The organism is Paenibacillus sp. FSL R7-0026, assembly GCF_038004485.1.
Classification (GTDB): domain Bacteria; phylum Bacillota; class Bacilli; order Paenibacillales; family Paenibacillaceae; genus Paenibacillus; species Paenibacillus xylanexedens_A.
This window is the reverse complement of record NZ_JBBORG010000001.1, coordinates 2,935,088-2,958,679: the sequence shown is the minus strand read 5'-3', so window position 1 is coordinate 2,958,679 and position 23,592 is coordinate 2,935,088. Positions and strand designations below refer to the sequence as shown.

Annotated in this window: 17 protein-coding genes; 2 read left to right on the top strand and 15 right to left on the bottom strand. The window is 46.8% G+C overall.

What is annotated here, in order from left to right; translation table 11 throughout:
- Positions 1-61 precede the first annotated feature (61 nt).
- The 10 genes from MKY44_RS13370 to MKY44_RS13325 form a co-directional block, all read right to left on the bottom strand.
- Positions 62-196 carry a hypothetical protein gene (locus tag MKY44_RS13370; protein WP_341007444.1) on the bottom strand — a complete coding sequence of 45 codons (135 nt, stop codon included), beginning with the start codon at positions 194-196 and terminating at the stop codon, positions 62-64.
- 58 nt (positions 197-254) lie between these two features.
- Positions 255-1,202, bottom strand: coding sequence for a carbohydrate ABC transporter permease (locus MKY44_RS13365; protein WP_036615897.1), 948 nt, complete (start codon positions 1,200-1,202; stop codon positions 255-257).
- A gap of 17 nt (positions 1,203-1,219) precedes the next feature.
- Positions 1,220-2,065 (bottom strand): carbohydrate ABC transporter permease, encoded by an 846-nt coding sequence (locus MKY44_RS13360; protein WP_082219083.1) that lies wholly within the window; start codon positions 2,063-2,065, stop codon positions 1,220-1,222.
- Between the two features lie 53 nt (positions 2,066-2,118).
- Positions 2,119-4,695 carry a DUF5696 domain-containing protein gene (locus MKY44_RS13355; protein WP_341007443.1) on the bottom strand — a complete coding sequence of 859 codons (2,577 nt, stop codon included), beginning with the start codon at positions 4,693-4,695 and terminating at the stop codon, positions 2,119-2,121.
- 17 nt (positions 4,696-4,712) lie between these two features.
- Complete coding sequence (locus MKY44_RS13350; protein ID WP_036670948.1) at positions 4,713-5,348, bottom strand: YIP1 family protein; 636 nt, start codon at positions 5,346-5,348, stop codon at positions 4,713-4,715.
- Entirely contained in the window at positions 5,332-6,795 is a 1,464-nt protein-coding gene (locus tag MKY44_RS13345; protein ID WP_341007442.1) for an NHL repeat-containing protein, read from the bottom strand. Before MKY44_RS13345 ends, MKY44_RS13350 begins: the two co-directional genes overlap by 17 nt.
- Positions 6,796-6,810: 15 nt before the next feature.
- Positions 6,811-7,686, bottom strand: coding sequence for a carbohydrate ABC transporter permease (locus tag MKY44_RS13340; protein ID WP_026081082.1), 876 nt, complete (start codon positions 7,684-7,686; stop codon positions 6,811-6,813).
- A gap of 2 nt (positions 7,687-7,688) precedes the next feature.
- Positions 7,689-8,645 carry a carbohydrate ABC transporter permease gene (locus tag MKY44_RS13335; RefSeq protein ID WP_124114701.1) on the bottom strand — a complete coding sequence of 319 codons (957 nt, stop codon included), beginning with the start codon at positions 8,643-8,645 and terminating at the stop codon, positions 7,689-7,691.
- A 19-nt stretch (positions 8,646-8,664) separates the two neighbouring features.
- Complete coding sequence (locus MKY44_RS13330) at positions 8,665-11,562, bottom strand: extracellular solute-binding protein (protein WP_047842957.1); 2,898 nt, start codon at positions 11,560-11,562, stop codon at positions 8,665-8,667.
- A gap of 105 nt (positions 11,563-11,667) precedes the next feature.
- Positions 11,668-13,023: an extracellular solute-binding protein gene (locus MKY44_RS13325; RefSeq protein ID WP_036670945.1), complete on the bottom strand. Its 1,356-nt coding sequence runs from the start codon at positions 13,021-13,023 to the stop codon at positions 11,668-11,670.
- 274 nt (positions 13,024-13,297) lie between these two features.
- On the opposite strand from MKY44_RS13325, the gene MKY44_RS13320 reads away from it, so the two are divergent.
- Positions 13,298-14,065: a helix-turn-helix domain-containing protein gene (locus MKY44_RS13320; RefSeq protein ID WP_315935398.1), complete on the top strand. Its 768-nt coding sequence runs from the start codon at positions 13,298-13,300 to the stop codon at positions 14,063-14,065.
- A 124-nt stretch (positions 14,066-14,189) separates the two neighbouring features.
- Here MKY44_RS13320 and MKY44_RS13315 read toward each other — a convergent pair whose 3' ends face one another.
- The 5 genes from MKY44_RS13315 to MKY44_RS13295 form a co-directional block, all read right to left on the bottom strand.
- Positions 14,190-15,815, bottom strand: a complete 1,626-nt coding sequence (locus tag MKY44_RS13315) for a response regulator (RefSeq protein ID WP_341007441.1) — start codon at positions 15,813-15,815, stop codon at positions 14,190-14,192.
- On the bottom strand, positions 15,800-17,566 hold the full coding sequence (locus MKY44_RS13310; protein WP_445670686.1) for a sensor histidine kinase: 1,767 nt from the start codon (positions 17,564-17,566) through the stop codon (positions 15,800-15,802). The genes MKY44_RS13315 and MKY44_RS13310 overlap by 16 nt, the downstream gene beginning before the upstream one ends.
- Before the next feature lie 48 nt (positions 17,567-17,614).
- Entirely contained in the window at positions 17,615-19,294 is a 1,680-nt protein-coding gene (locus tag MKY44_RS13305) for an extracellular solute-binding protein (protein WP_341007439.1), read from the bottom strand.
- 126 nt (positions 19,295-19,420) lie between these two features.
- A complete protein-coding gene (locus MKY44_RS13300; protein WP_341007438.1) occupies positions 19,421-20,971 on the bottom strand; it encodes a glycoside hydrolase family 43 protein in 1,551 nt (516 codons plus the stop codon).
- Positions 20,972-20,978: 7 nt separating this feature from the next.
- Positions 20,979-22,496, bottom strand: a complete 1,518-nt coding sequence (locus tag MKY44_RS13295) for a glycoside hydrolase family 43 protein (protein WP_341007437.1) — start codon at positions 22,494-22,496, stop codon at positions 20,979-20,981.
- 163 nt (positions 22,497-22,659) lie between these two features.
- On the opposite strand from MKY44_RS13295, the gene MKY44_RS13290 reads away from it, so the two are divergent.
- Positions 22,660-23,529 carry an AraC family transcriptional regulator gene (locus MKY44_RS13290; RefSeq protein ID WP_341007436.1) on the top strand — a complete coding sequence of 290 codons (870 nt, stop codon included), beginning with the start codon at positions 22,660-22,662 and terminating at the stop codon, positions 23,527-23,529.
- The last annotated feature ends 63 nt before the right edge of the window (positions 23,530-23,592 follow it).

Genomic DNA, 23,592 nt, shown 5'->3' with positions numbered 1-23,592 from the left:
ATATTGCCTTGCAATATTGCGAGGTAAGCTCCGTCAGAGTATCTCTGATTAAACAAATCGCTCAGGTCGGCGCCCGCTCCCGCAGCCCGTTCCATACCAGCAGGGGGATTCTGCGCAGAGAAGGATCACGGTTCTGCTGTGAGCAGACGTTCATGAGAGCGTTACATGCCCCCTTCTCACAGATGGAATGTTGCATGAAGTTCCTCCTCCCTCTTCCAGTCTGATCCCACTCCAAACGTACAGAAGAACTTAACTTAACCGACGATTCCCGTACGCTCTACACTCTCTACGAAATATCGTTGCACAAACAAATAGATGATGATCAAAGGCAGAATGGCAAGAAGAATTCCTGTATCCTGGATCATGCTCAGATAGAACGGATCGGCTTGGGAAGCTGCACCGTCAGTAACCTGCTGGGCCAGATTATACGGAAGGGACGATAACTGGGTCGACATGACTTTACTTGAAGTCAGATAAGTCGTCGTATAGAAGCTGTCGTTCCACTGCCATACGAAGGAAAACAGCATGACTGTTACCATGGACGGAATGGCATTGGGCAGCATGATTCTTGAAAATGTTCGTCCGATGCCCGCGCCGTCCACATAGGCCGCCTCCTCCACTTCCTTCGGAATACCCCTGAAGAATTGCCGGAAGATAAAGATGTACAAACCGGCTTTAAGTGAATTGGCCGTAATCGCCGTCAGAATAAACGGCCAATAGGTATTAAGCAAATTAACAGGTTTGCCGGCTATAAGCGTCATAAGCCCCATGAGATCAAAGCTTTTCAGATTCAGGTATACCGGAATGAGAATGGTCGTTGGCGGTACAAGAATCGTCAGAATTACACCAGCAAACAGCCAGTTGCTTCCCCTGAATTTCAGTCTGGCGAATCCGTATCCTGCAAGTGCACAGGATGCTGTAGTCAGCAGTGTAGTCGTTGCAGACAGGGCAAACGTATTAAACAGCGTTGCCCAGTAATCCATGACGCGTATCGCCTCTTTGAAATTGTCGATGGAGAAGTTCTGTGGAATCCACACCACCACTGCCGAATACAGATCACCTTTAGCTTTGATCGATGTGGAAACCTTCTGAAAAATGGGAAACAGGATAACGAAGGAAAGCCCGGTAATCAGAACGAATCGGATCATGGCCCACAGCCAGCCTTTCCAATGCTCCAGCGATAATAATCGTGATGTTGTCACGTGGGACACCCTCCTTTCTAATCTTGATAGAAGACTCGCTTCGAGAAAATGATGTTTACGATAACCAGAATGATGGCAATGGCCAGAAAGTAGACCCATGCCATGGCAGAACTTAATCCAAAGTCAAATTTGACGAAGCCGGTATCCCGGATCAGTTCCGTCATGGCGTTATTGGCAAACGAATCAATGATTGTATAGATCGCATTGACAAAAATAAGCGGGCTGACCATTGGGAACGTAATTTTCCAAAAGGCTTCATAACCCGTTGCCCCTTCCATCTTTGAAGCCTCATACAGTTGAGGGGAAATCGTCTGGATCCCTGCCAAAAATATCAAAATCTGTACACCGGATTGACTGACGATCTGATAGATCCGATCTACGGCGCTGCTCAGATACGTAACGATCCAATCGCTCACTCCGGCGTTAACCATCAGATTTTCGAGTTCAAATGTCCCGAGTGAGCTTCCACCTGTGCTGCTCTGATTAACCGCTTCAATCAGGCTGGTGCTCTCCAGTGTCATAATCACTCCCGATGCCAGAATAACGGGCAGGAAAAAGATCGACCGCGCTACAGCCCGGCCCCTGAACTTCTGATTCAGGATGACGGCAAGGAACAGACTGAATATAACGATAAGCGGTACGTTGATGAGTACGTCTGTGATCGCCTCAATTAACGCACGGTTAAAGCTTGTATTGACGGTCAGCGCCTGAATGTAATTGGCAACACCGTTGAACTGAATCGCTATGCCTTCCGCGTTAGCTTGAATTGTACTCATGCTGTATCGCAGAGAGGCTAACAGCGGGATGAAGAAAAACAACACAAAACCAATGAGCCAGGGAAGCACGTAGATTACGCCCCACATGGCTTTCTGCTGAGCATACGTACGACTTCCCCATTTCCATTTCAGGAGCGTCTTCAGAGCTGCTCACCACCAGTCACATAGCTTTGGGCTTCCACTGTATCGTTTTTAACTTCTACAGGGAAGTCGTTATAATTGACGATTACGAACCCGCCACCTTCATATGTTGTCCGGAAGACGCCCTCCTCCAGGGATTCATGGGATATCATGGAACGTCCGGCAAACGGTTGGTTCACCTGGTTCACCTCGTTGTAGATCTCGGCAGCCAGATCGATCCATTGTTCATAATTCGCCGCGTAGAGATCATCATAATCCGTTTCTTTCACAACATGGTTTGGCGCATTGAACCATGCAAAGTAAGGGCTGGCTCCATATTCAATCAGCTTCAGCACATATTGCCTTGCATTGGTATATGTGGAGAGATTGTATGGCGTCCCCGTATAACCGATGCTGCCGTGTACAACGAGCTGATAGAACGGAATCTCTTCATCCTCCAGCTTGAAACGACTGCTGGTCATCGGCGCATCTGTCAGACCAGTTACATACGGCAGGGCATAAGCGTTCCCGCCTTCAGCAACAAGCGAGCCAGCCTGCTGCTCGATCTGTTCAAGTGCCTTCTTTACGGAGCCAAGCGCTTGTGTTCGGTCCACCAGCTTTTTCGGATTCATATCGCTGTTTAACTGAGCTGCCAGATCATTCAGGCTTAGTGACAGTCCATCCTTTTGAAGGGACCTCAGCTCATCTAACATGTCTGCCGTCACGTCCTCCAGCATGTTGGGCGAAAGCACATAGGATGGTGAACGATCCCGGTCCCGCCGCTGGATGGCCTGGTTCATCGGATACAAGACCGCCGGTTCCTGAGTTAATGTGCGTGAAGCTTCTTTGGACGGTTTAAACCCTTTTTTGGATTGCACATTCAGCAGAGCGATATCGGGATAGAAGCCGATGCCCGCATCTTGTGTATATGTGCTGAAATCCCGCAATCCCTTTTTCCCGCCTACCGCGCCATCTACCTGGATGGAATCCGGCAGTCGATGATGAAGTCCGCCGTTAAGCCATCCCGCATAGCGCACCTGAATATTGTATACCTTCTTCTCCGTCAAGGCGGAGAGAATGTTTTTGGCTTCATCAAATGTGGTCAAAGCCTCCGTTGAATCATACGGTATGCCCAGCATATGCTGCCTTGTTGTCATGCCGCCGAACAGTTGCAGATAAAAGGGAACGTTACTCTGCTCCTTGCTGGCGTTTAACTCGGGAAGTCCGCCGTTTTGCATCAGATAATCCCGATAGAGAGATGCAAGCCCTGAGTACGAGGCTTTATTCGCCCCGACAAAAGCATATCGAACGACGAAGTCAGACGCGGTCGGTTTCTTCTGGAATTTCGGAAGTGTACGAACCATATCACTTGCCTGAAGCGTCACATCGCTCTTGTTCACGACATAGAAGCTTGGATATACGTTGTTGTAACTGTTCAGTTTGCCGCTGATATCGGCATTCACAACGGCAACGGCATCCCCTTGTTCAATAATGCCGAGGAAAGCCCCCTCTTTCCGAATCAGTCCAAATACCGGCAACCTGGCTCTGGCTTCATTCGAACTTGCTTCCCGCAGTTTCATGGTCATATCCGGTCCATATATATCTTGTTGATAGGCAGGATACTGCAGCTTGCCATTGTTAAAATGGATCAGCGCTCCCGAACCATCCGGCACCAGTATGGAGCCCTCTTCTTCTGAACCCCCGGCCCCGAAATAATCCATTACAGATATGCTGTTGATCGGATATTCCTCCGGAAAATGAATGCCTGAGGACGGAACACGCACGAGCAGATCCTCTCCATCCAGCTCATATTCCATCGTAAGCATAAACAGCCGTGGTCCACTTCGTTCCTCTTCAATGCCAAACTCGGCATGATCCTGAGCCAGATCCTCCGATGTGTAACCGGCTGTGTCAAAAGCCTTCAAGGCCCGGGACAATTGCAATCCTTGCATCGCCTTATCAATCCGGACGTAAGCGCCTTCATCCTTGTCTTCCGCATAGCCGACCTTCAAGGCCCGCTGCCCGGCCTTGTCTAGCTGTGCAAGCAGCTTTTGTTCAAATCGCTCCTTGCTGATCTTCATCGGCAAGTCTTCTATGGATCGCTCAGTGCTTCCAAACTGGTAGTGGACCCGCACGCCGCCTGGCAGCACCTCGTAGCTTATCTGCTTGTGTGCAACACTATCCGTGAAGGAATTCACGGTGCTGCTCTGTCCGAGGCTGTTAAAGAAGCTGAGCTTTGTTTGTGATGACAAAAGGTCTTTGTTTATCCCTGCTGCAACCCCATCCTGCTCACGATCTGCAGGATTGCTGCGCCAGATCTGGCCACTCTGCGTGTGAATCACTGCAATCTCGGCAGTCTCTTCGTTAATGAACAACTGCAGCGCAGCATTCTGCGCAATGCCTACCATGCCGGGAAGGCGGACATCGCTGAACGATGATTTCAGTTTCTCTCCGGGAGGCAGGGAGGGAAAGTCCGTCTGATCAGCGGCAGTCACTGTCTCGTGAGCAAGCGGTGTTGGCGAGAATTGACAACCGCCAAGAAGCAAACTGCCCGCGAGCAGCATTCCTGTTATTTTTTTGGCTACGGTATAATTCATAACAATTTCCTCCTCCCTTAGCCCCGAAGCACTAATTCCTGATAGATGGTTACGACAAACGATACAATCTGCTGTACAAGACTGAAGAATAACAGGCACAGAAATGCCATAAACGCCATCGCTACAAGTGTCAGAAGCATCGTGAGCACCGTTTTGGCTGGTGTGTACTGATGAACCGTCATATTCCCCACAAATAACAGATATACCGTCCATGCAACGGCGAGTGCATTGGAGAAATAATAAAAGGCAGTTTCCTGCGCAGAGATCACAAGACTCAGCCAGATCCATGGAAAATGAATGAGTAACAACGGTACTAGTGCAAAACACGTTGACATGAAAATTTCGGAGAACTTGCCTTCCCCGTCCATCAATGTGGTTAACGACCAGTTGGCCACACACCAAAACAGTACCGGTATAATGACATATAACATTTCGAGCAGACTGTTCAGATACTTTGGATTACTGAGATTAATGAGAAAACCGCTGTACTGGGCATGCAAAATTTTGGTGATGACCAGAAGCACCAGGATCATGAAAGCAATCAGCAGTGAGTTTCTCTGGTTCCGTTCATATTTCAGTTCCCAGTATCCGTCAAACGGATGAAAAATCAGATGCAGTGGGTACTGGTATAGTTGCTTACTTGATGCCTGCATTCGTAGTCCTCCTTTTCTGCCTGCGAACGATGATGACGGTGACAATCGCAGCGACAGCCAGGAATATACCGGACATCATCCATGAAAAATGCTCACGCATCAGCTCTTTGCGGTACAAAAGAAAAGCTTTGGAATACCCTTTGGGCTCCATGCTGCGCTTGAAATATTTCGCAGACTCGGCGTATTCCTTCTGACGAAGCAATGCTTTGCCAATTCCCGCATACGCATATTCCAAGTTAGCGTTCATCTCGGCAGCTTGGGCAAACAGCACCGAAGATTGATCTTCATCACCGTTATAGTAGCTGCGCACCGCTTCGTGGAGTGTACGTCCGTATTCGGTTGTCTGAAAGACGGTGATCTCACCCAGCGCTTTATCCAGAACTAACATCCGGTCTCCCGCACGTTCCAGGGCAACAGGTGTATTAAATTGGCCCAGCCGGTTCCCGATGCCCCCATAAATATGGAGCAGATATCCGTCTCCATTGTAGGTAAAGATTCGGCCCTTGCTGGAATCCAGTACGGAATACATGTCACTGTCACCCACATCCACATCAATCAGTCGGGAAGGCCCTGCTTCCTGGGTATACAGCAAATCACCCTGCGGAGTCTGATAGCCTTCTCTGCGCAAAATGTCTGTACCCTGGGCATTCAGCTTCTTGACCGGATCTTTGCCGCGATCCCCGCTAGTGGCGTAGATGAAGCCCTCTTCATCCATATCCAGATTGGTAAATTCCGTTGGAGTGAACATCACCATCTGGCTCCGCTGCTCCCGTGTTGCAAACCGTTTCCACAGATATTCCACCGGGTCCACCTGAACTCTGTTCGCTCCAATAAAGGAAGAGAACGTACCGTCGGCGCTGAACTCCATGAATCCATCAAATACGCCTTCCGCCATGACGTAGATACGCTCCCCTTTGTCCATAACAATCCGCATCGGTTTAAACTGGAAGTCTGCTTTTAGCAGATCCGATTTTGGTTCAGACACGATCTTGACCAGCTTCCCCTGTTCATCCAGATGCACCACCCGGTGATTATCCGAATCAGCAACCAGCAGATGGCCTTTTTCCGTGACGTACAATCCCTGTGGATTTTTAAAATGATCTTCCTTGCCTTCCTGCTTGAATGAATCAATCGTCCGTACCAGCTTGAAGTTGCGATCCATCTCAATGATGCGGCCATTGCCCGAATCGAGCACAAAGACGTGCTGATTGGCGGTAACATGCATGTCACTTGGCTCTTTCATAGGAGTTGTGTTCAGCTTCTTGCCGGTGATAATGGTTGTTGCCTCATATGCCGCGGGTGAAGGAACTGCGTCACCCCAGAAGGAATAATGATACGCATCCGTTTTACCGTCTGCACTCACATAGGGCGCCTCTTGAACGAACAACAGGAGGCAGATCATGCCCATGATGATCGATTTACGTTTTTTCCATGTGCTTCTCCGCACCTCGCTGCCTCCTTTCTACTCTTTCATGCCCGAAGTGGCCATCGTCTGCATAACACTGCTCTGAGAGATGATAAACAGAGTGATCGGTACAATCATCAGCAGCAAGGCAACAGCCGCACCTACACCGGCTCTTGCAATCCCTCCCTGCACAATCTGACTGAGCGCATAATGCAGCGTTTTGAGATTTTCACTGTAAATGAAGCTCCCGCCATCCGTTCCCCATAACGCTGGAAACTGCAGGATCATGAGCGTGAGCCATGCCGGCTTCACATTGGGCATCACGATGCTCCAGAATATCCGGTATTCATTGGCTCCGTCGATTTTGGCTGCCTCCAGCAAAGCATCGGGAATCTGCTCCATGAACTGTTTCATCAGGAAAAGTCCCAGCGAGAACGCAAGTGATGGCACAATAATGGACGCATGAGTGTTAATCCAGCCAAGCCAGGACATGACCATGTAGTTCGGAATCGCCGTAACATGCGGCGAGAACATCAGGGACAGAATGACAATGGTGAACAACACTTTGGAACCCGGAAAACGATACTTCGCCAGCGGATAAGCCGCTGCAGATGCAAGAAGAATATGTCCCGCTGTGCCAAGTATCGTAATGAGCAATGTGTTGGCAATATAGCGGGATAACGGCACCCACGAATTGCCCATGAGGTTGATCAGATCGGCAAAATTCTCTGTTGTCGGATTGTTCACCCAGAAGCGCGGCGGGAAAATAAACAGCTCATCCAGCGGCTTGAATGCATTGTTGACAGCATAGATGAGCGGAAGCACCATAAAGGAGCCAAACACACCCAGCAATGCAAATAACATCAGGCTGACGGTAAATGACCGATTAAGCCTTTTTGGCATGCCAAACACGGCACGTACTTTGCTGGTCATCGTCATTCACCTATCTTTCTAAGCATTTTTTGCGTGAAAACGTTTGTACCCAGCATCAGGGCAAACAGAACCGTTGCAATGGCCGAGGCATAACCCATCTCGAAACGAATGGTTCCGAAGTCCATCAGATGTGTGACAACTGTGTGTGCCGCATAGTTTACGCTCGGGAAACCTGCCAGTGCGATGGATATCTCAGCTACGGCGAAGGAAGCGGTAATCTGCATTACCGCACCAAACATCAGCTGCGGTCTCATCGAAGGCAAGGTGATGTACCAGAGCTCCTGCCAGCGGTTTTTGATCCCGTCTACGGTTCCTGCTTCAACCAGAGAACGATCAATGGTTTGCAGTCCTGCAATAAAGGCCAGGAAGCTGGTTCCCAGGCTCAGCCACAGCTGTACAATAATGACGATTGCCAGTACATACTTCTCATCTGCGAGCCATTGGATCGGTTCCAGTACGACGCCAAGGCGCATCAGGAAGCCGTTCATATACCCGTAGCTGTCACCAGAGAAGATGATCAGCCAGATGAAAAAGACGTTGCCCGATATGGATGGGGCATAGAAAACCAGCGTCATGACCGCCCGAATTTTAGGAGACAGCTCATTGATGATCCACGCAAACAAAAAGCAGGCAATATAACTGATAGGGCCTGTAATTACGGCAAAAAGGAGCGTGTTTTTGAGCGCGATCAGAAATACGTCATCGTTCAGGAAAAGCCGGGAATAGTTCTGCCAGCCGACAAATCGCGGCAGCTCCAGCATATTGAAGTGAAAAAAGCTGAGCCCGAGTGAAATGCCGACCGGAATGACAGTAAACATGAAAAAAATCAGCATAAACGGTGCCATCAATACATAATAATGCCTGCTGAGATACAGATCCCGCTTCAATAGGGACCACCAGCCGACCTGGCGGGTATGGACGGCAGGAGCGGCGGCTGTCTTGGTAGTTTTAGCTTGCAACCGTTACCCTCCCTTTCCTCTATTTCAGATTAAATTCCTTGCGTTTCAACTCAATTTCATCATCAATGTACAACACATAGTCCGATAAGGCTTCACGTGGATTTTCATTAGCATTGACCACCTTGCGGAAGGCGTTGTCCAGATGTCGTCCCGTGAAATAACCTCCAGGAAGCTGCGGGATTCCCTGCACCCATTCCCATTGTTTCTCCAGATTTTGATAATCCTTCACAGGCCAAGGCAATTGCTTCAAGGCTTCGATATTGGCCGTCGGGTAACGGGCAGCCGCTCCCATAAGACCTTCCATTTCTCTCCCGTATTCAATCTGGGTCTGATCATCAGTCCACCACTTCATGAACTTCCACGCCGCTTCCTTGTTGTCGGCATTTTCGAGCATCATCACCGCGCTCGTAGCGCTGGCCACTTCATGCCGTATGGACCCATCCGGAAGCTGCGTACCCGGAACAATCGTAAAGTCCCAGAGATTGCGGATTTCCGGAGCCATAACCGTCAGCATGTTATACGTGGTGTAATCAGCAATCCCGATCGGCATTTCCCCGGTACGGAAGCGGTTCGGAAAGTCGGCTTTGAGCGGAAACTTGTAATTGGTATAAAATTGCGTCCAGCGTTTGAACGCGTCCATTGAAATCTCCGAATCCAGCGCACTTTTCTTCTGGTCTTCGGTGTAGAACGTTCCGTCATTCTGATATAACAACATCGCAAAGGTTGAATTCGGAACCAGGTTGGCATTGTTCAGCGTATCCTCTATCGGCAGATAAAACTCCATGTTATGCTTCTGCAGCACGGCGATGGCGTTATATACGTCTTGCCATGTTTTCGGCGGTTCGAGGCCCAGTTCATTCAGGATATCTTTGCGGTAAAAGAGCATTGGAAAATGCTGCTGCTCCGGAAGGGCATATACCCCGTCGTTGTAGCGGTAAGGCGTCAATCCGCTTTCACGGAACCTGCCCGAAATTTCCTCGAAATCGGGGAACTGGCTCAGATCCGCTGTTGCATTCCTCATCGCATAGTTCACCGGAATGTCTTCGCCCATCTGCATGGCTACATCCGGTCCTTCCCCCGAGAGTGTTGCGGGCAGCAAAATATTAGGCGGAACGAGACGTAACTGCACGGACACATCCGTATCCGGGGTAAACGAATCGTCGATCATGCCTTTCAGTACTTGGGCCTGATCCCGTCCAGTCGTGATCCATACGGTGATGGCATCCTTCTTTTGTTCCACGTTACCAATGCTGTCGTAATCTTCGGTATACGAGGCAACATATGCGCCCAGTTCGTGCTTCACCTGCTGGACGGTGCTCGCTTCCGCTTTTGGCAGCGATTCACCCGGCGGAGATACGACAAGGTAATCCAACGTAATCGGCTGTTCACGTACCGATAGAATCCATGTGCCGAGACCACCTACGTTAATTTTGAACGTATCCAGCCGTTTGGGAACCGTCTCTGGTCTGGCCGCCATATCTTCAAGCTGCAATACCATAGCGTGAAGTACGGCCACTTTGTCACTTTGCTCACCCGTGGCTTTTTCCAGGTAATCTGCAACGGAACGCAAGGTGTCAGCTTGTCGTTCAAACACCTCCGTCATCTCCGGAATACGCCGTTCCAGCTGGTAATCCCGCAGTGGGTCCGGACTGTTGGAGGTAATCATTAATATTTTGCGATACATCTCATTCAGTTCCAGCACGCTGGATTCCACGGTCCGCAGCAGCGGAGCGATGTCGCCAAGTGTAACCGTCATTCGGATTCGGTGTTTTCCTTTTTCCAGATGAAACTGATATGGCTGATCTTCTCCCGAACCCAACACCTGAGTTTGCCAGGCCGGGCTGTAGTTAAATCGAATGCGTTTCATTTCCTTAAAGGGAACTTCGCCGTTAATCGTCAGACTGCGGGTGGCATAGATGCCACGCAATTGATCCTGCTTCACCTTAAGCGCCAGTTGATACAGTCCGTCTTCAGGCACGTCAATTTCCCATTCAATCCATTCGCCCGGCAGTTTCCAGTTAATGCCCCCGATGGCGTTCATCCGAATTTTCGATACATTATAAGGCTCGAGTGAAGGACTTGATCGGTCCGAGATTGGTGCCAGTGTAGGAGATGATTTGCTAACAGCTTCCTCCCCCTGAACTTTCAACATGACAGGAGCCGATTGTTTCAAGCCGAGTGAGGCATAGGTTTGCTCCAGCTCTGCATAGGAAGGAACTTCGCTTTCTTGATATAACTCAATATAATCGATCGCCATGCTTTCTCTTAATGAAGTGAGCGATAACTTCTGACTGCCTTTTTCAAAATAAAACTGAAACGGTTCCTCGAAGTACCCTGCGCTGTCCTTGAAGGAAGTCAGTTGCCATTCGGGCTGCTCCACTTGTCTTGGTCTAAGCTCGTTGCCACGATCGTCCTGCCGGACGTTATCCTCGCGATTCCCCCATACCCTGTCAAACAGAAGAATATCGGCCCCTCTGAACGGGACCTTACCATTAAGCTCAAGCCTGCGTTCGATCCCAGAGCTTTTGCCTTCTACGGGATAATAGTGAATGCGAATGTTGTACAAACCGCTCACTTGAACGGGAACATCCCAGCGAATGGTTCCAGTTTCCGGCGTAATTACGGCATTTCCGTCTAATCCGGCGTACCCTTGCACAACCTCAAATTCCCCATCCTCTGCCTGAACATAAGATTCGCCTTCGATGCGTACAATTTCATCCGGTTTGGCCGTATTGTCATGAGCAGTCAGATAATGCTCATAACTGAATGAATCCTCGGTTCCCGATACCGCCTCAAAGTCCTCAAGCGCATGTACCGTTCCCGGATTACGATCCCGCGATGGATATAGTGTCCATATGGAGAGCACCAAGGCCAGGACAAGCACCAGGATTAGTCCCTTTTTCTTACGTGACCGCATGTTTGAATGTATCCCCTTTCCTGTAAGCGTTGAGAGAACTGAACGATTGACTAACCCGGACAGACCGCACCTTCACTGGTGCGTTCTGCCCGTGTAACGTGATACTTATTTGTAAACCTCATCAATCGCAGCCTGGAAAGGAGCCTTGTATTTCTCGATCAGCGTAGATACGGATACCCCTTCTTTGAGTTCCCCATCAAAATCCCAGAACGGCAAGGACGGGAATGTGTTATGGTCAAGAACCAACATACCTTCCGCAACCTCTCTGGCGTTGTTGATATCTGCTTCATCGGTCAGATGTGTCTCCAGTGTGGATTGTCCCGGATACTCATAGATCGAATCGATCTCGTTAATTTTCTCCCAGATGTACATCAGTTGTTCCGGATTCTCTACCGCTTTAGGAATCGTTATAGCTTGGTAACGTGACTCACCGGAGTGATACGCTGTTGCACTTGGACCTTTTGGAAACGGTACAAAACCAATATCATAATCCTGCATATCCGTCATAATACCTTCGACTTCGTACATAGCACCTGAATACATTAAGGTATTGCCTTGACGGAAGAACGTGGATGGCTCTGTCCAATCGCCGCCCTCAGAAGCTCTGCCGACCTTCTCGGTAGCCAGTTTGGACAGGAAGTTCAACGCTTCTTTCGTTTTTGGATCTTCCAGGTTCTGCTTATCCTCTTTGGTCAGAGAAGCCTCGTTGGAATACAGAATTGGTTCCAGCAAACCCGTTTGAGCGAGTCCCCAAGTGTCCAACTTGCCATCATTGTTTCGATCCTTGTTCGCTTGCTTTGCAACACTGATGAACGTATCCCAGTTCCATTCATCGGCATCCACATACTCCTGAAGTGGCTTCAAGCCGAGCTCTTGCATGAGTGTGCGATTATAGAAAATTCCGTTGATAAACGAGGACTGGTCCTCAGTAAAGCCGTAACCTTTGCCTTCATACTGCATGTATTCTTTGGTTGTTTTCTGGTTGAATACCTTGTCGTTTTTAATATAATCATCCACCGGCCATAACAGATCCTGTTTGGTCAATGCCGGAATGGCATAGTTTTTGCCCAGTCTCACCAGATCGCCAAGCGGTTCACCGGCCATCAGGGAAGCAACTACTTTTTCCTGATATTCACCGAAATCGATGGAAACATATTCAATATTAAAGTTGTGTTTTTTCTTCAGCGCTTCGAGATTCTCAAGGCGTTGAATGTTGTCCGGGTTGTTCCCCTGTATTTCCATGTCCCACCAAGCAACAACCTTGATGGTTCTGCCACCCATGTCAAAGTCCATTTCTGGCGTGGAGTTTTCATTCTTTGGCTCGGTTTCCGCGGGTTTTTGTTCCTCCTGTGGTGTTGTCTTTTCCGGCTCGGGTTGAGCGGTAGGTGCAGAACTGCATGCAGCAATCACCAACAAGACCGCAAATACCAGGCTCAGTAGCATGAACTTGTTTTTTCTCATCGTCTTCCCCCCTGATTGTCGTTTGCTATCACAGTGTATCGTCACAATGAAAGCGCAAACAACCTGCCGAAATACAGATGTTTACCCGGGCTGAATATAGATTTTCGTAATTTTGCACGAGCAAAGTGCATTATAGGTTTTAATTGGTAAAGAAATGCACTGTCTACAAAAATATGCACATTGTATGCGCTTTCTTTTATTACCATAATGAAATTAAGTCAAATTTCAGTTAATCTAGCGCACTACAATTCAGCAGAAGGTGAGGTATTGCTTCATGTATGATATTTTACTTGTGGATTTCAGCCGTCGTTTGTGCGGAGAGTTGCAACAGATGTTGCTACGGAGCAAAGCTCAATATACTATCGCAAATTGTGTGTTCTCATCGGCCGAGGCTTTGACCGCATTGTCAGAACGAGACTTTTCCCTTGTTATGGTACATACAGAGAGGTTTGATACCGCGGGGCTCTGGTTATGCAATGACATTCGAAAAAAAAGTCAGATACCTATTCTCCTTATGGGTGGAAGAGATCACTTCAGGTTTGTACGCAAAGCCTTGACGTATCAGGTAAATGATTATCTCCCGTATCCTGTTAGTCCTTCTTCCTTACTTAACAGTCTGCATGGACTTAGATCCCACCTTGAAACCGACCCGGCACACAAAACGTCGTCGTTCTTCAAAACACCCGTTCAAATGAATGGTAAACCCATGCACTCCAGTCATGTTATTCGTATCGTCAAGGCCTATGTACGGGATCATTTGAGTGATGAAATCACGCTGAAGAAGATCTCTGACATGCTTCACTTTAACTGTGCGTACCTTGGACAGAAGTTCAAGCTGGAAGAGAAGATATCTTTCAATGATTATATGCTCCAGCAACGTATGGAAAAGGCACAGCAGTTGTTGTCTTCCACGAATTTGCGAATATATGAGATTGCTATTGAGGTAGGTTATAAGGATATTGACTGGTTCTATAAAAAGTTCAAAGCGTATGCCGGATCGAGTCCCAATGCTTATAGAAGACAAAAAATCCACACGGCCTAAAGGTTGATTGCCCAATCGGTTTGTTTATCAATTAGATAATAACCACAAAAAAACGCAGGATGTATTCTTCTTCCTGCGTTTTTTTGTGGTTGTTTGGGTTTGGTCAATTCCAAAGGATTCACCATTAACGTACCAAAAGGGATTCCCGGTATTCTTGAGGAGTCATTCCCGTTATTTTCTTAAAAAGTCGAGTAAACGAATGTGCAGCCTCGTACCCCACTTGAAGTGCGACCTCACGCACCATAAGATTTGTGTTCTGAAGCAATTCTTTGGCTTTCCGTATTCGGCAGTCGTCAATGAACTCTGACACGTTTATTCCCATTTCCTGCTTAAAGAATCGCGACAGATAGGATGGATTAAAATGATGGAGTTCTGCCAGTCTGACCAGAGAGAGATCTTTCTCCAGGTTCTCCTTGACGTAACTGCATAAGGAATGAATGACAACGTTAGCGCGTTCCTGTTCATTTGATCTTTTGTAGCGTACTAATTCATCGGCAGCACGATATAGAAATTGTACTGCATCCTTCATGCATGTATACTCCCCTAAGTGCAGTAAGCTTCGTTGATCCGGGATCTTCTGTTGAAGACCCCAGCGATTGATCGTTGAATGCAATAATAAGGCCAGATTGTAGTATGTCTCCATGGCACGTTCCATCGTAATTTCCTGTTGCAGCAGTTCTCCTGCAAGCTCCTCAAATATATCGTAAAATGGCTGAATTCGTCCCGTTTCCAAATATCCTGACATAATCTCGATCCGGTTTGAGATCCGCATGGATTCTTTGGGTACATCAGATGAGAGATCATTACGATGATCCGTGAGTACCATGGATACACCATCCCCAATTTTCATCCACTGGAGTAATCTCAGACGTTCATATTGTTTGGTTAACTCGGACCAATTGCAGCTGCGACTACTTAATGAAAAAGCAATGGATACGCCGAGTGATACCATGCATGCTTCCTGTACCAGTTCTAGTGTACCTTCTAGAAATCGCACAAGTTTATCATTTGTCATCTCTTCCTCCTGCTTCGGCTGAAGCAGCCAGATCGTATCCCCATAATGGTCCGTTACACTTGCACACACTGTACGCTCATTCATCAGAGAAGAGCCGATAATGCGAACAGATTCTTGGACTTGTGTGAGGTCCGAACCTTTTTCTGGCAGATTATTGAACCGACCCAGTATGAGATAAACAGGCGAGTTGATCTGTAATCTTATATCTCGTTTGGATAATTCGTCCTGCATATCCTTAGTAGAATCTATAACCGCTGTACAGTCTTGAAGTAACTTCCGCAAATACTCTTTTTGCTGAATCAGTGCAAGCTGTGAGTTGACTTTATGAGAATGTTCCAACAACTCAACCATGCTGTGACTTCGCCGGATCTCTTCCATCACATCTTCTACAACCGACATCACTTTGTCATAACCTTCCGTCTTGAGCAAATAACGCACATTAGCCATCTGAAAAGCTTGATATGCATAATCAAAATCGCTATGTCCTGTCAGAAAAATGACGCGACAATTCGGCCAACTGGCTTGAATCCGCTCTGTCAGTTCCAAGCCACTCATGCCCGGCATGCGGATGTCCGTTAAAACAATGTCAATTCTCGAACGTTGCATCCAGGACAATGCTTCTGTTGCAGAGTAGGCCTTACATACATCAAGCTGTTCGGGTATATGTCTGGCGAATGTTTCATAGAGACTATCCGTAATAATCTCCTCGTCATCTACAATCAAAAGTCGATACATTCGTTTTCCCCCTCTTTCCACTGGATTCGAATTGTGACTTTTAACCCTTGCAGTTCACTTCTGGATAGGAAAAGGCCACTTCCTTCTCCATACGTCAGGACCAGACGTCGATGAATATTTATTAATGCGGTCATTTCGTCTGTACCTCCGTCCTTATGCAAGCGTTGTTGAAGAATTTGAATGTGTTGCTCTTCCAACTCATTTCCATTATCCTCTACGGTGATCTCGGCATATGAACCTTCCATAGTAAACCCAATAATTAGAAGGCCGGAGTCCGTATTCTTTTCAAGACTGTGTTCGTAGGCATTCTCAATAATAGGTTGAATAATGAGTCTGGGAACTTTAATGTGTTCCATCTCAGCAGGTAGTGACCCAAAATCAACTTTGATTCGTCTGGAGAATCGTAATTGTTGAATCTCTGTATAGATTCGTGAATGCTCAACTTCCACTTTCAACTTCACATGATCGGTTTCATTCCGGGTAATGAACCTGAAATACTCTCCAAGCATGTTCGTGAATTGCTCAATACGTTCGGTTTCCCCTGTCCTTGCCAGTGAATTCAGAATAAAGAAGCTATTGTACAGAAAATGAGGATTAATCTGCGATTGGAGCTGTTTCAGCTCAGCCCGCTGCATCATCAGTGTTTTCTTAAAATCTCGATCGATAAGGGATTGAAGATTTTCAATCATTAGATTGAAACGGGTGTAGAGGAAACCGAATTCATCTTTTCGGTTATGTGCAATGGGGACATCAAGCATGCCTCCCTCCATTTTTTTGAATCTTTTCACCAACAACAGCAACGGGATATGAATCAACTTGTAACTTGAATAGAGATACGCCGTGATGGCAACAAATGATGTAATTGCAAACAGCCAAGCCCAATGATAGAACTTGCTAAGTGGCTTGGTAACAATTGCCTCGGGTAGATATGTAGCTACGGATAAGCCCAGGGAGTCCATATGCAACTGACTAACATGGTACATGGTGTCCCCCACCTTCATCCGAAAGCCATCAAGTGTACCCTTTACACTGTGCTCACGGTAATTCGCGAGAATAACACTAGCTTGATGTTTATCTGTGATGGCATGCCCCGTTTTGTCCTCAATCAGAAACGTTGAACTCTCCGGGTACAAATTAAGCCGTGTGAGTTCATTCTGAAAATGGTATGTATCCAGCTCCACTTGAATGACAAAAAGCGGTGGTTCTCCTCTCGTGCCTGTCAGCCTGACGGCACTTAAGTTCAAGGCGTCGTCTTTCACAGTAAAACGTGTACCTTTTCCTTGCATGCCTGAACTGAAATATAGATATGAACTTTTATCGAAATCATCGATGCCTTGGATCGCGGATATACTCTTGCCAACAGAAGGGATATGTACATGAACGTTTTTGATATAAGCAGTGCTATTCTTGAATGAAGCGAGTCGTTCAGTCAGGTAATTTAATGTATCACGCCGCTCAACCTGATCCATCATGTCCCAGAGAATGGCTAGACGATTGAGTTTTCGATCCTCAACGATATCAAACTGCTGTAATTCCATCCATTCTATCTCTCTGTTCAATTCCACCACATATTGGTTCAACCGTCTTTCCGTTGACAACGATATTTCCTGGCTTGCATTGTCATAACTCCAATGATACAGATACACGCCAAGAAGAATAAGAGGGAGCACAAATACCAGATAGGTGATTATTAATCGCGCAAATATACTGTTAAACCATGATTTAGCAGGGATCTTAATCAATGCATTCACCTCCAATGCCAAGGGCTGTGTGGGTTCCTTGTAAGAATAAAGTGAACATTAGCGCTCCTTTGGCTTGCTGGTGCGAAACCACGCGTTAACCTCCGATGTGATCTGATCTCCCCCCAGCTTGCGCCAGTTCTCAACGAATTGATCAAACTCATCTATCGACCTGCCTAGAATAATGTTCATATAGGCTTCAAGCTGAAGATCTCGAAGAATAATTTGTCGATCAACCATCGTGTCCGTAATTCCACCCGTGAATTGATCATACAGAAGTTGGCCGTTCTTCTCGTATGAATCTGCAATGCTAAAAGCACCCGAAGGCCCATAGGTTTGTTTCCAGCCCCAGCCGCTCTCTACATTTTCCGTTTCATAGGCCACAATGCGCTTGTGAATGGCGAGAGCTTCATTCTGCAGAGCCGAGAAATCTCCTGTACTTCTGGCATCACGAATTTGTTTGTATGCATCTATATTTTTATTACCAGGAAAAGGAGTTACCGGTGAAAGCATCCACACAGCTCGGGAGTCGTCATTGTAGTATGTTTCATACTGAGCCTGATCCCCCCAGTTGATGTCCAGATGCAGATTCATGAGCTTTACAACAACTTCCGGATTAGAGAAGCCCTTTTTTACAGCAAAGTATTGCCCAGTGTTGGAACGTAGCGGTACGAACAGACTCCGGTCCGACTTGGCAACAATGGGATATGCCTGCCATTCTACATCTTTATCTGTATCACGGGTGCTCTGAAGCATAAAGGACGACCACTGTTCGCCGTAGAGCATCCCTATTTTTCCATCCTGAACTAGACGAAACGCCTTGCTTCCACTTTTATAACCGAAATCCGGATCAAGTTGGCCTTCACGATACAACGTTTGCAGTGCTTTCAGAGCCTCTCGAACTTCAGGCTGTATTCCTCCATAAGTGAGGTTTCCTTCTGCATCTATAACCCATATATTAGGGTAGGCACCGTAGCCTGACATCAAGCCTGCAGCTCCCATAACTGGATCCCATAGATGGTTTGTTAGCGCAAGTCCGTACGTATCCTGCTCTCCGTTCCCGTCGGGATCTTCATCTGTAAACGCTTTCGAAACCTGGAGAAGTTCTTCCATCGTTTCAGGCGGCCGTAGCCCCAAATGCTCCAACCAATCGGTTCTAATCCACAGGTACTGCGCAGTCTCAATGGACGAAGATGATTCGGGAATAGCCATGAGTTTGCCATCAATGGTTGCCGCATCAAATGCTCCTCTTCCCTCCGCCTCCAATATACTCTTTGTAAGTGGGGAAGCATACTCTTGGTACACATGGGTTAAATCTTCGATCATTCCAGCGTTGCTCAGTTGTCTAAGTTGATATGGATTAACTTTCACTACATCTGGAAAACGTCCTGCAGCAAGGGAGACACCCAACTTCTGATTGTATACATCTCCATTAGCAATCCAGTCATAGTGAATTTGAATACCTAGCTCTTTCTCGTACAAACGAGTCCAGCGATTATCAAGTATCGTCTCACCTGGTAACTGACTAATCATGCGCTCAAGGTCATCTCCGGTTTCCCTGACAAAAGAGACCACGATGGGAGGAGAATACCTCTCAAACGTAGCGGGAAGTTGAATCTGCTGCCCATCTTGCTGCGGATGATGTTGTTTGTTATTACCTTCGGTATGACCTGCTGGTATGGATACAGCAAGGAACAGAATGAAGGTCCATCTTGTTATGTCCAGACATCTCTTATACATGACGACATGCCCCCAGTTCGGTTTGAACAACTCTCTTCTCTCTGTCAACTTTGAATCCATATCATTGTACAACAACTTGTACTCATTGAATACGAAAAGCCGCCGTTGGGCGGCTTTTACGTATTTTCATTGTTTCTCATCAGGATTAATCACGCGATATTCGAAATTCGAAAAGTCAGCTGTTCCTCCAGCTATTTCAGTTGAATATACAAACAACCCCGTTCGGCAACCCATGAAATGATCCAGTTTATATATCATTTTGTGGACAATCCCTATATCTCTCCATTCAACCCCATCGAAATAGGCAAAAGAGCACTCATCCAGATTGTTCTCAAAATTTCCGAATGCTTTTAGTTTAACTACTGGATCTGATACCGGGATACGTTCATGTTCAGTGGCTGGATTCTGGTCGATCAGATTGCCAAATATGGTGGAATTCTCACTATCTCTGGCATGCATGACCAAGTAAAACTTGCTATCCTGCTTCGTGAGAGCGATCATACCGTACGAACCGATCAGAAAGCACAACCCGGCATAATCCCCATCATTCAGACGACTGCCGTCAAGCGTAACCATTGCTTCGCAAGCGGGCCCCATTGAACGCTGGGTTAGTGTATTTACCGCAAACGTCAGATTTGGGCTGATCTGTCCCGTTCGAACACGATACACTCCCGGTTTCTCTGTAACGGACCAAAGTTCATGATTAGGTGTATGATTCCATTGCCAAAAATCACGGAGGCGGATGCTTCCATCTTCTTCGGGTTCATAATTGAAACTGTCGCTACCCACTAACGGGTTATAACGGTGCTCTGGTCTCGTGCTCGGGATATCAATCTGTTTCGGCGCTTTGCTTGCAAAGACCGGTATACCTTGATCAAAGTGTAGCGGAACCAAAACAGGAACCCGGCCAACGGCCCCATGATCCTGAAACAGCATTGCATACCAGTCTCCATCCGGCGTATCCACGATACCGCCCTGAGCAACACCTGAATCGAAATAATCCATATCGTCATTGAATACTTCTCCACCAGTGAAGACATCTTCCAGAGAGTCTGCCATATAAAACGCCTGTGTTCTCCGTCCGGAAGCTTTCGATATATGAATCAGGAACACAATATATTTACCATTGATTTTGTAAAAATGTGCTCCTTCATAACCAAGGTGATGAGGCTGCTCGTCTTTTACAATCAAGCGATGCACTCCACCAGGTTTGGGCCCGGACAGATCAGAGCTTAATTCGGTCAGATAAATCTCGGTATTACCGTACACGAGATAGGCTCGTTCATCATCGTCGAAAAATAAGGAGCAATCATGGTAAAACCCTTCCACGATCTGTTTCTTCCACACTCCCGAGATGGTGGGGGACGTATACAAGTATGTTTTTCGGGTATCATTTGCAACAAAGATCACATAGAACATCCCTTGATGATAGCGGAGCGATGCAGCCCACATGCCTTTGCTATAAATATGCTGACCATCCACCAGCCGTTGGGCAGGTGTATCGTCCAATGTGTCGTATACATATGTGGCAACTTCCCAATGGATCAGGTCATATGAACGGAGGATTACACATCCTGGCATCGTATGCATGGTTGTACTAACCATATAATATGTGTCCTCTACACGAATAACGTCAAGATCCGGGTAATCGGCCCAAATAATCGGATTCGGATACATGCTTCAATTACACCTCATTTTTTCTGTTAAACTTCCATTCTCTTAAAAGGATGCTTGAGCTGTCTGTTGAATTTCTAAGCTTAATATACAAGTCTTGCACACCTTTTGCACCCGTAACTTTGGTTGTTAGTTCCACCCATTGAAGAGATCCGGTCGCGTGCGGAACAAGGATTTCTCCAATTAACGGTCCGTCTGCACGATCAAGCCGAAGTTCCAACGTACCTTCTGCTCCTTGATTCCCAATAGTAGCTGAGAAGGTTGCCGGTCCTTCACTTTCAAAGTCGACCTTGGCTATAGCTATCCAGCTGTCATTTTGCAGCTTAGCGGACATCGTATTCGACTCCAATGCAGACAACTCACCAGAGTCAAGATATTGCTCTGTTGATACTCCGCTACTCCATCCAATCGTGGAACCGCTTACCCTCCCATAGGGATCGAAGCACTTGATTTGATCTACGCCCTGATAATCTGCATGCACCTTCTTGATCTTACCAGTAGCCTCATCATGCTCGACTCGATTCAGATGTGTTGAACGGTAACCTTCGGGAATATTCATGGCTTGGCATAATGTCTGGGCATGATAGGCGATGTACCATTGATCCGCTAGTTGAAATATAGCATGGTGGTTGTTGCCGCCAATATCAAAAAAGTGTCCTGGATTCTGGAGTAGCGTACCCTGATATATCCATGGCCCCATTGGCTGAACACTGGTCATATATGCAATTTCACCGGGTGGTGGGCTGCCCTCTGGCCGATCACCCTCAACAAAATTGGAACAATACGTATAGTAGTAACTATTATTATATTTATGTATCCCTGAACTTTCAAACATATAAGGCGCCTGAATAACCTTCGCGATGCCAACCACGCTGATCATATCGTCTCCCAATCGCATCACTCTAGCCGTATCAGGTCTTTCTGCTTTCCCCTGCGGAATACCACCACCGAAGTATATGTAGGCTTGATGATCATCATCAACAATTACAGCCGGGTCGAATAACCAGGTTACTTCCTCCACTCCCGGAGTTTCTCTTGTAATAAGTGCTTTGCCTATAGGGTCTATCCATGGACCTACAGGTGTTGGTGCAGACAATACACCAATTCCACTGGCATTGTTAGCGAAATAAAGAAAGAAACAGTCCTTGCCATCCACGTTTCGATGAGCAGCTGCCGGCGCCCAGGATTGCGAAGCCCATGTTGCTGCGCCTTGAGGTCCAGCAACTCTGATCTCCGCGTGATCGGTCCAGTTGATTAAATCATCCGAAGAAATGACCGTAATCCGGTTGATTGAACTGTAGCTGTTTTTCTGAGGAAGACCGTCCTGATCATATTCCAGCTTATCACTAGTCATATATAAGTAGACTCGATTGTTAAATACCAAAGCATAGGGATCGGCTCCAAATTTGTGGGCCACCAGTGGGTTACCGTTGGGACGAAGCTTTCCAATCTCCCCTGGAATACTCTCCAGATTGGCAGCTTGATCTTGCTTTTGCTCACCAGCTTGTGGTGTAGAATGATGATTCATCAAAAGAATCCCCCTATAATCGTTTTTAGTTGCGTCTTTTTACGAGAAAGCGTTTGCAATACAAAAGGTATCATGATAGGATGATTACATTTTAAGGTAAGCTGAGTACAATTTCATTGCGTTAACCGCTCTATTTATTGCGTAAAATGACGGGAGGTACTTCATGAGTGGATCCTCTGAGTGTTTTTATGATCCCATCCAGCCTGAGCTCTTATATCTGCACAGCGTAACGACGTATAAGCTGGAAACGATCTATCATCGCCATAATGCATACGAGATCTACCTGTTTCTTCGTGGTAACGTTCACTTTTATATAGAAAATCGATGTTACCATGTACAGCCTGGCGATTTGCTTGTGATGTCACCCGAGGAGATGCACCGAGCCTTTATTCTGGATGAATCTGAGTATGAGCGAATTACAATCAATCTCAAAAAAACATATCTATTTCAGCTTTCCACACCATCAACCAATCTATCGTCATGTTTTGATCATCGCCCCAAAGGAACAGGCAACATCGTACATTTAGACGATTATAACTTGAAGCAAATGCTGCAATGTACGAACGAACTGGAAGGATTGCTTGCTTCCGATGCTTATGGCACCGATATCAAAATAAATGCAGCCGTAGCCCAATTGTTGGTCATGATTAACGTCTGGTTTCATAACAATTCCTTTGTTCCCAATGACATTATGCCTGAACTGGTTCGTGAAACCATGGATTATATTGAAACACATCTGAATCAAGATATTACGCTTCGCAAACTTGCCGAAGTGTTCTACATGAACAGTACTTATATCAGCCGCCAGTTCAAAAAGCATACTGGATTGACGATCCGTTCTTACATTTTGGGTCGTCGTATTGAACGGGCCAAATTCCACCTGTCTGAAGGGTTGAGTATTACGGATGCATGCTTTCAATCGGGCTTTAGTGACTATGCCAATTTTATTCGCAGTTTTACCAAAATGGTCGGCATCTCCCCCGGTAAATATATCAAACAAAGACGTGATGTAATTGAAGCTTTGCCAAAATAATGATGAGCTCATTTAATGTAAACTAATAAACATCGAACCATCCTGCATGGCTCGATGTTTTTT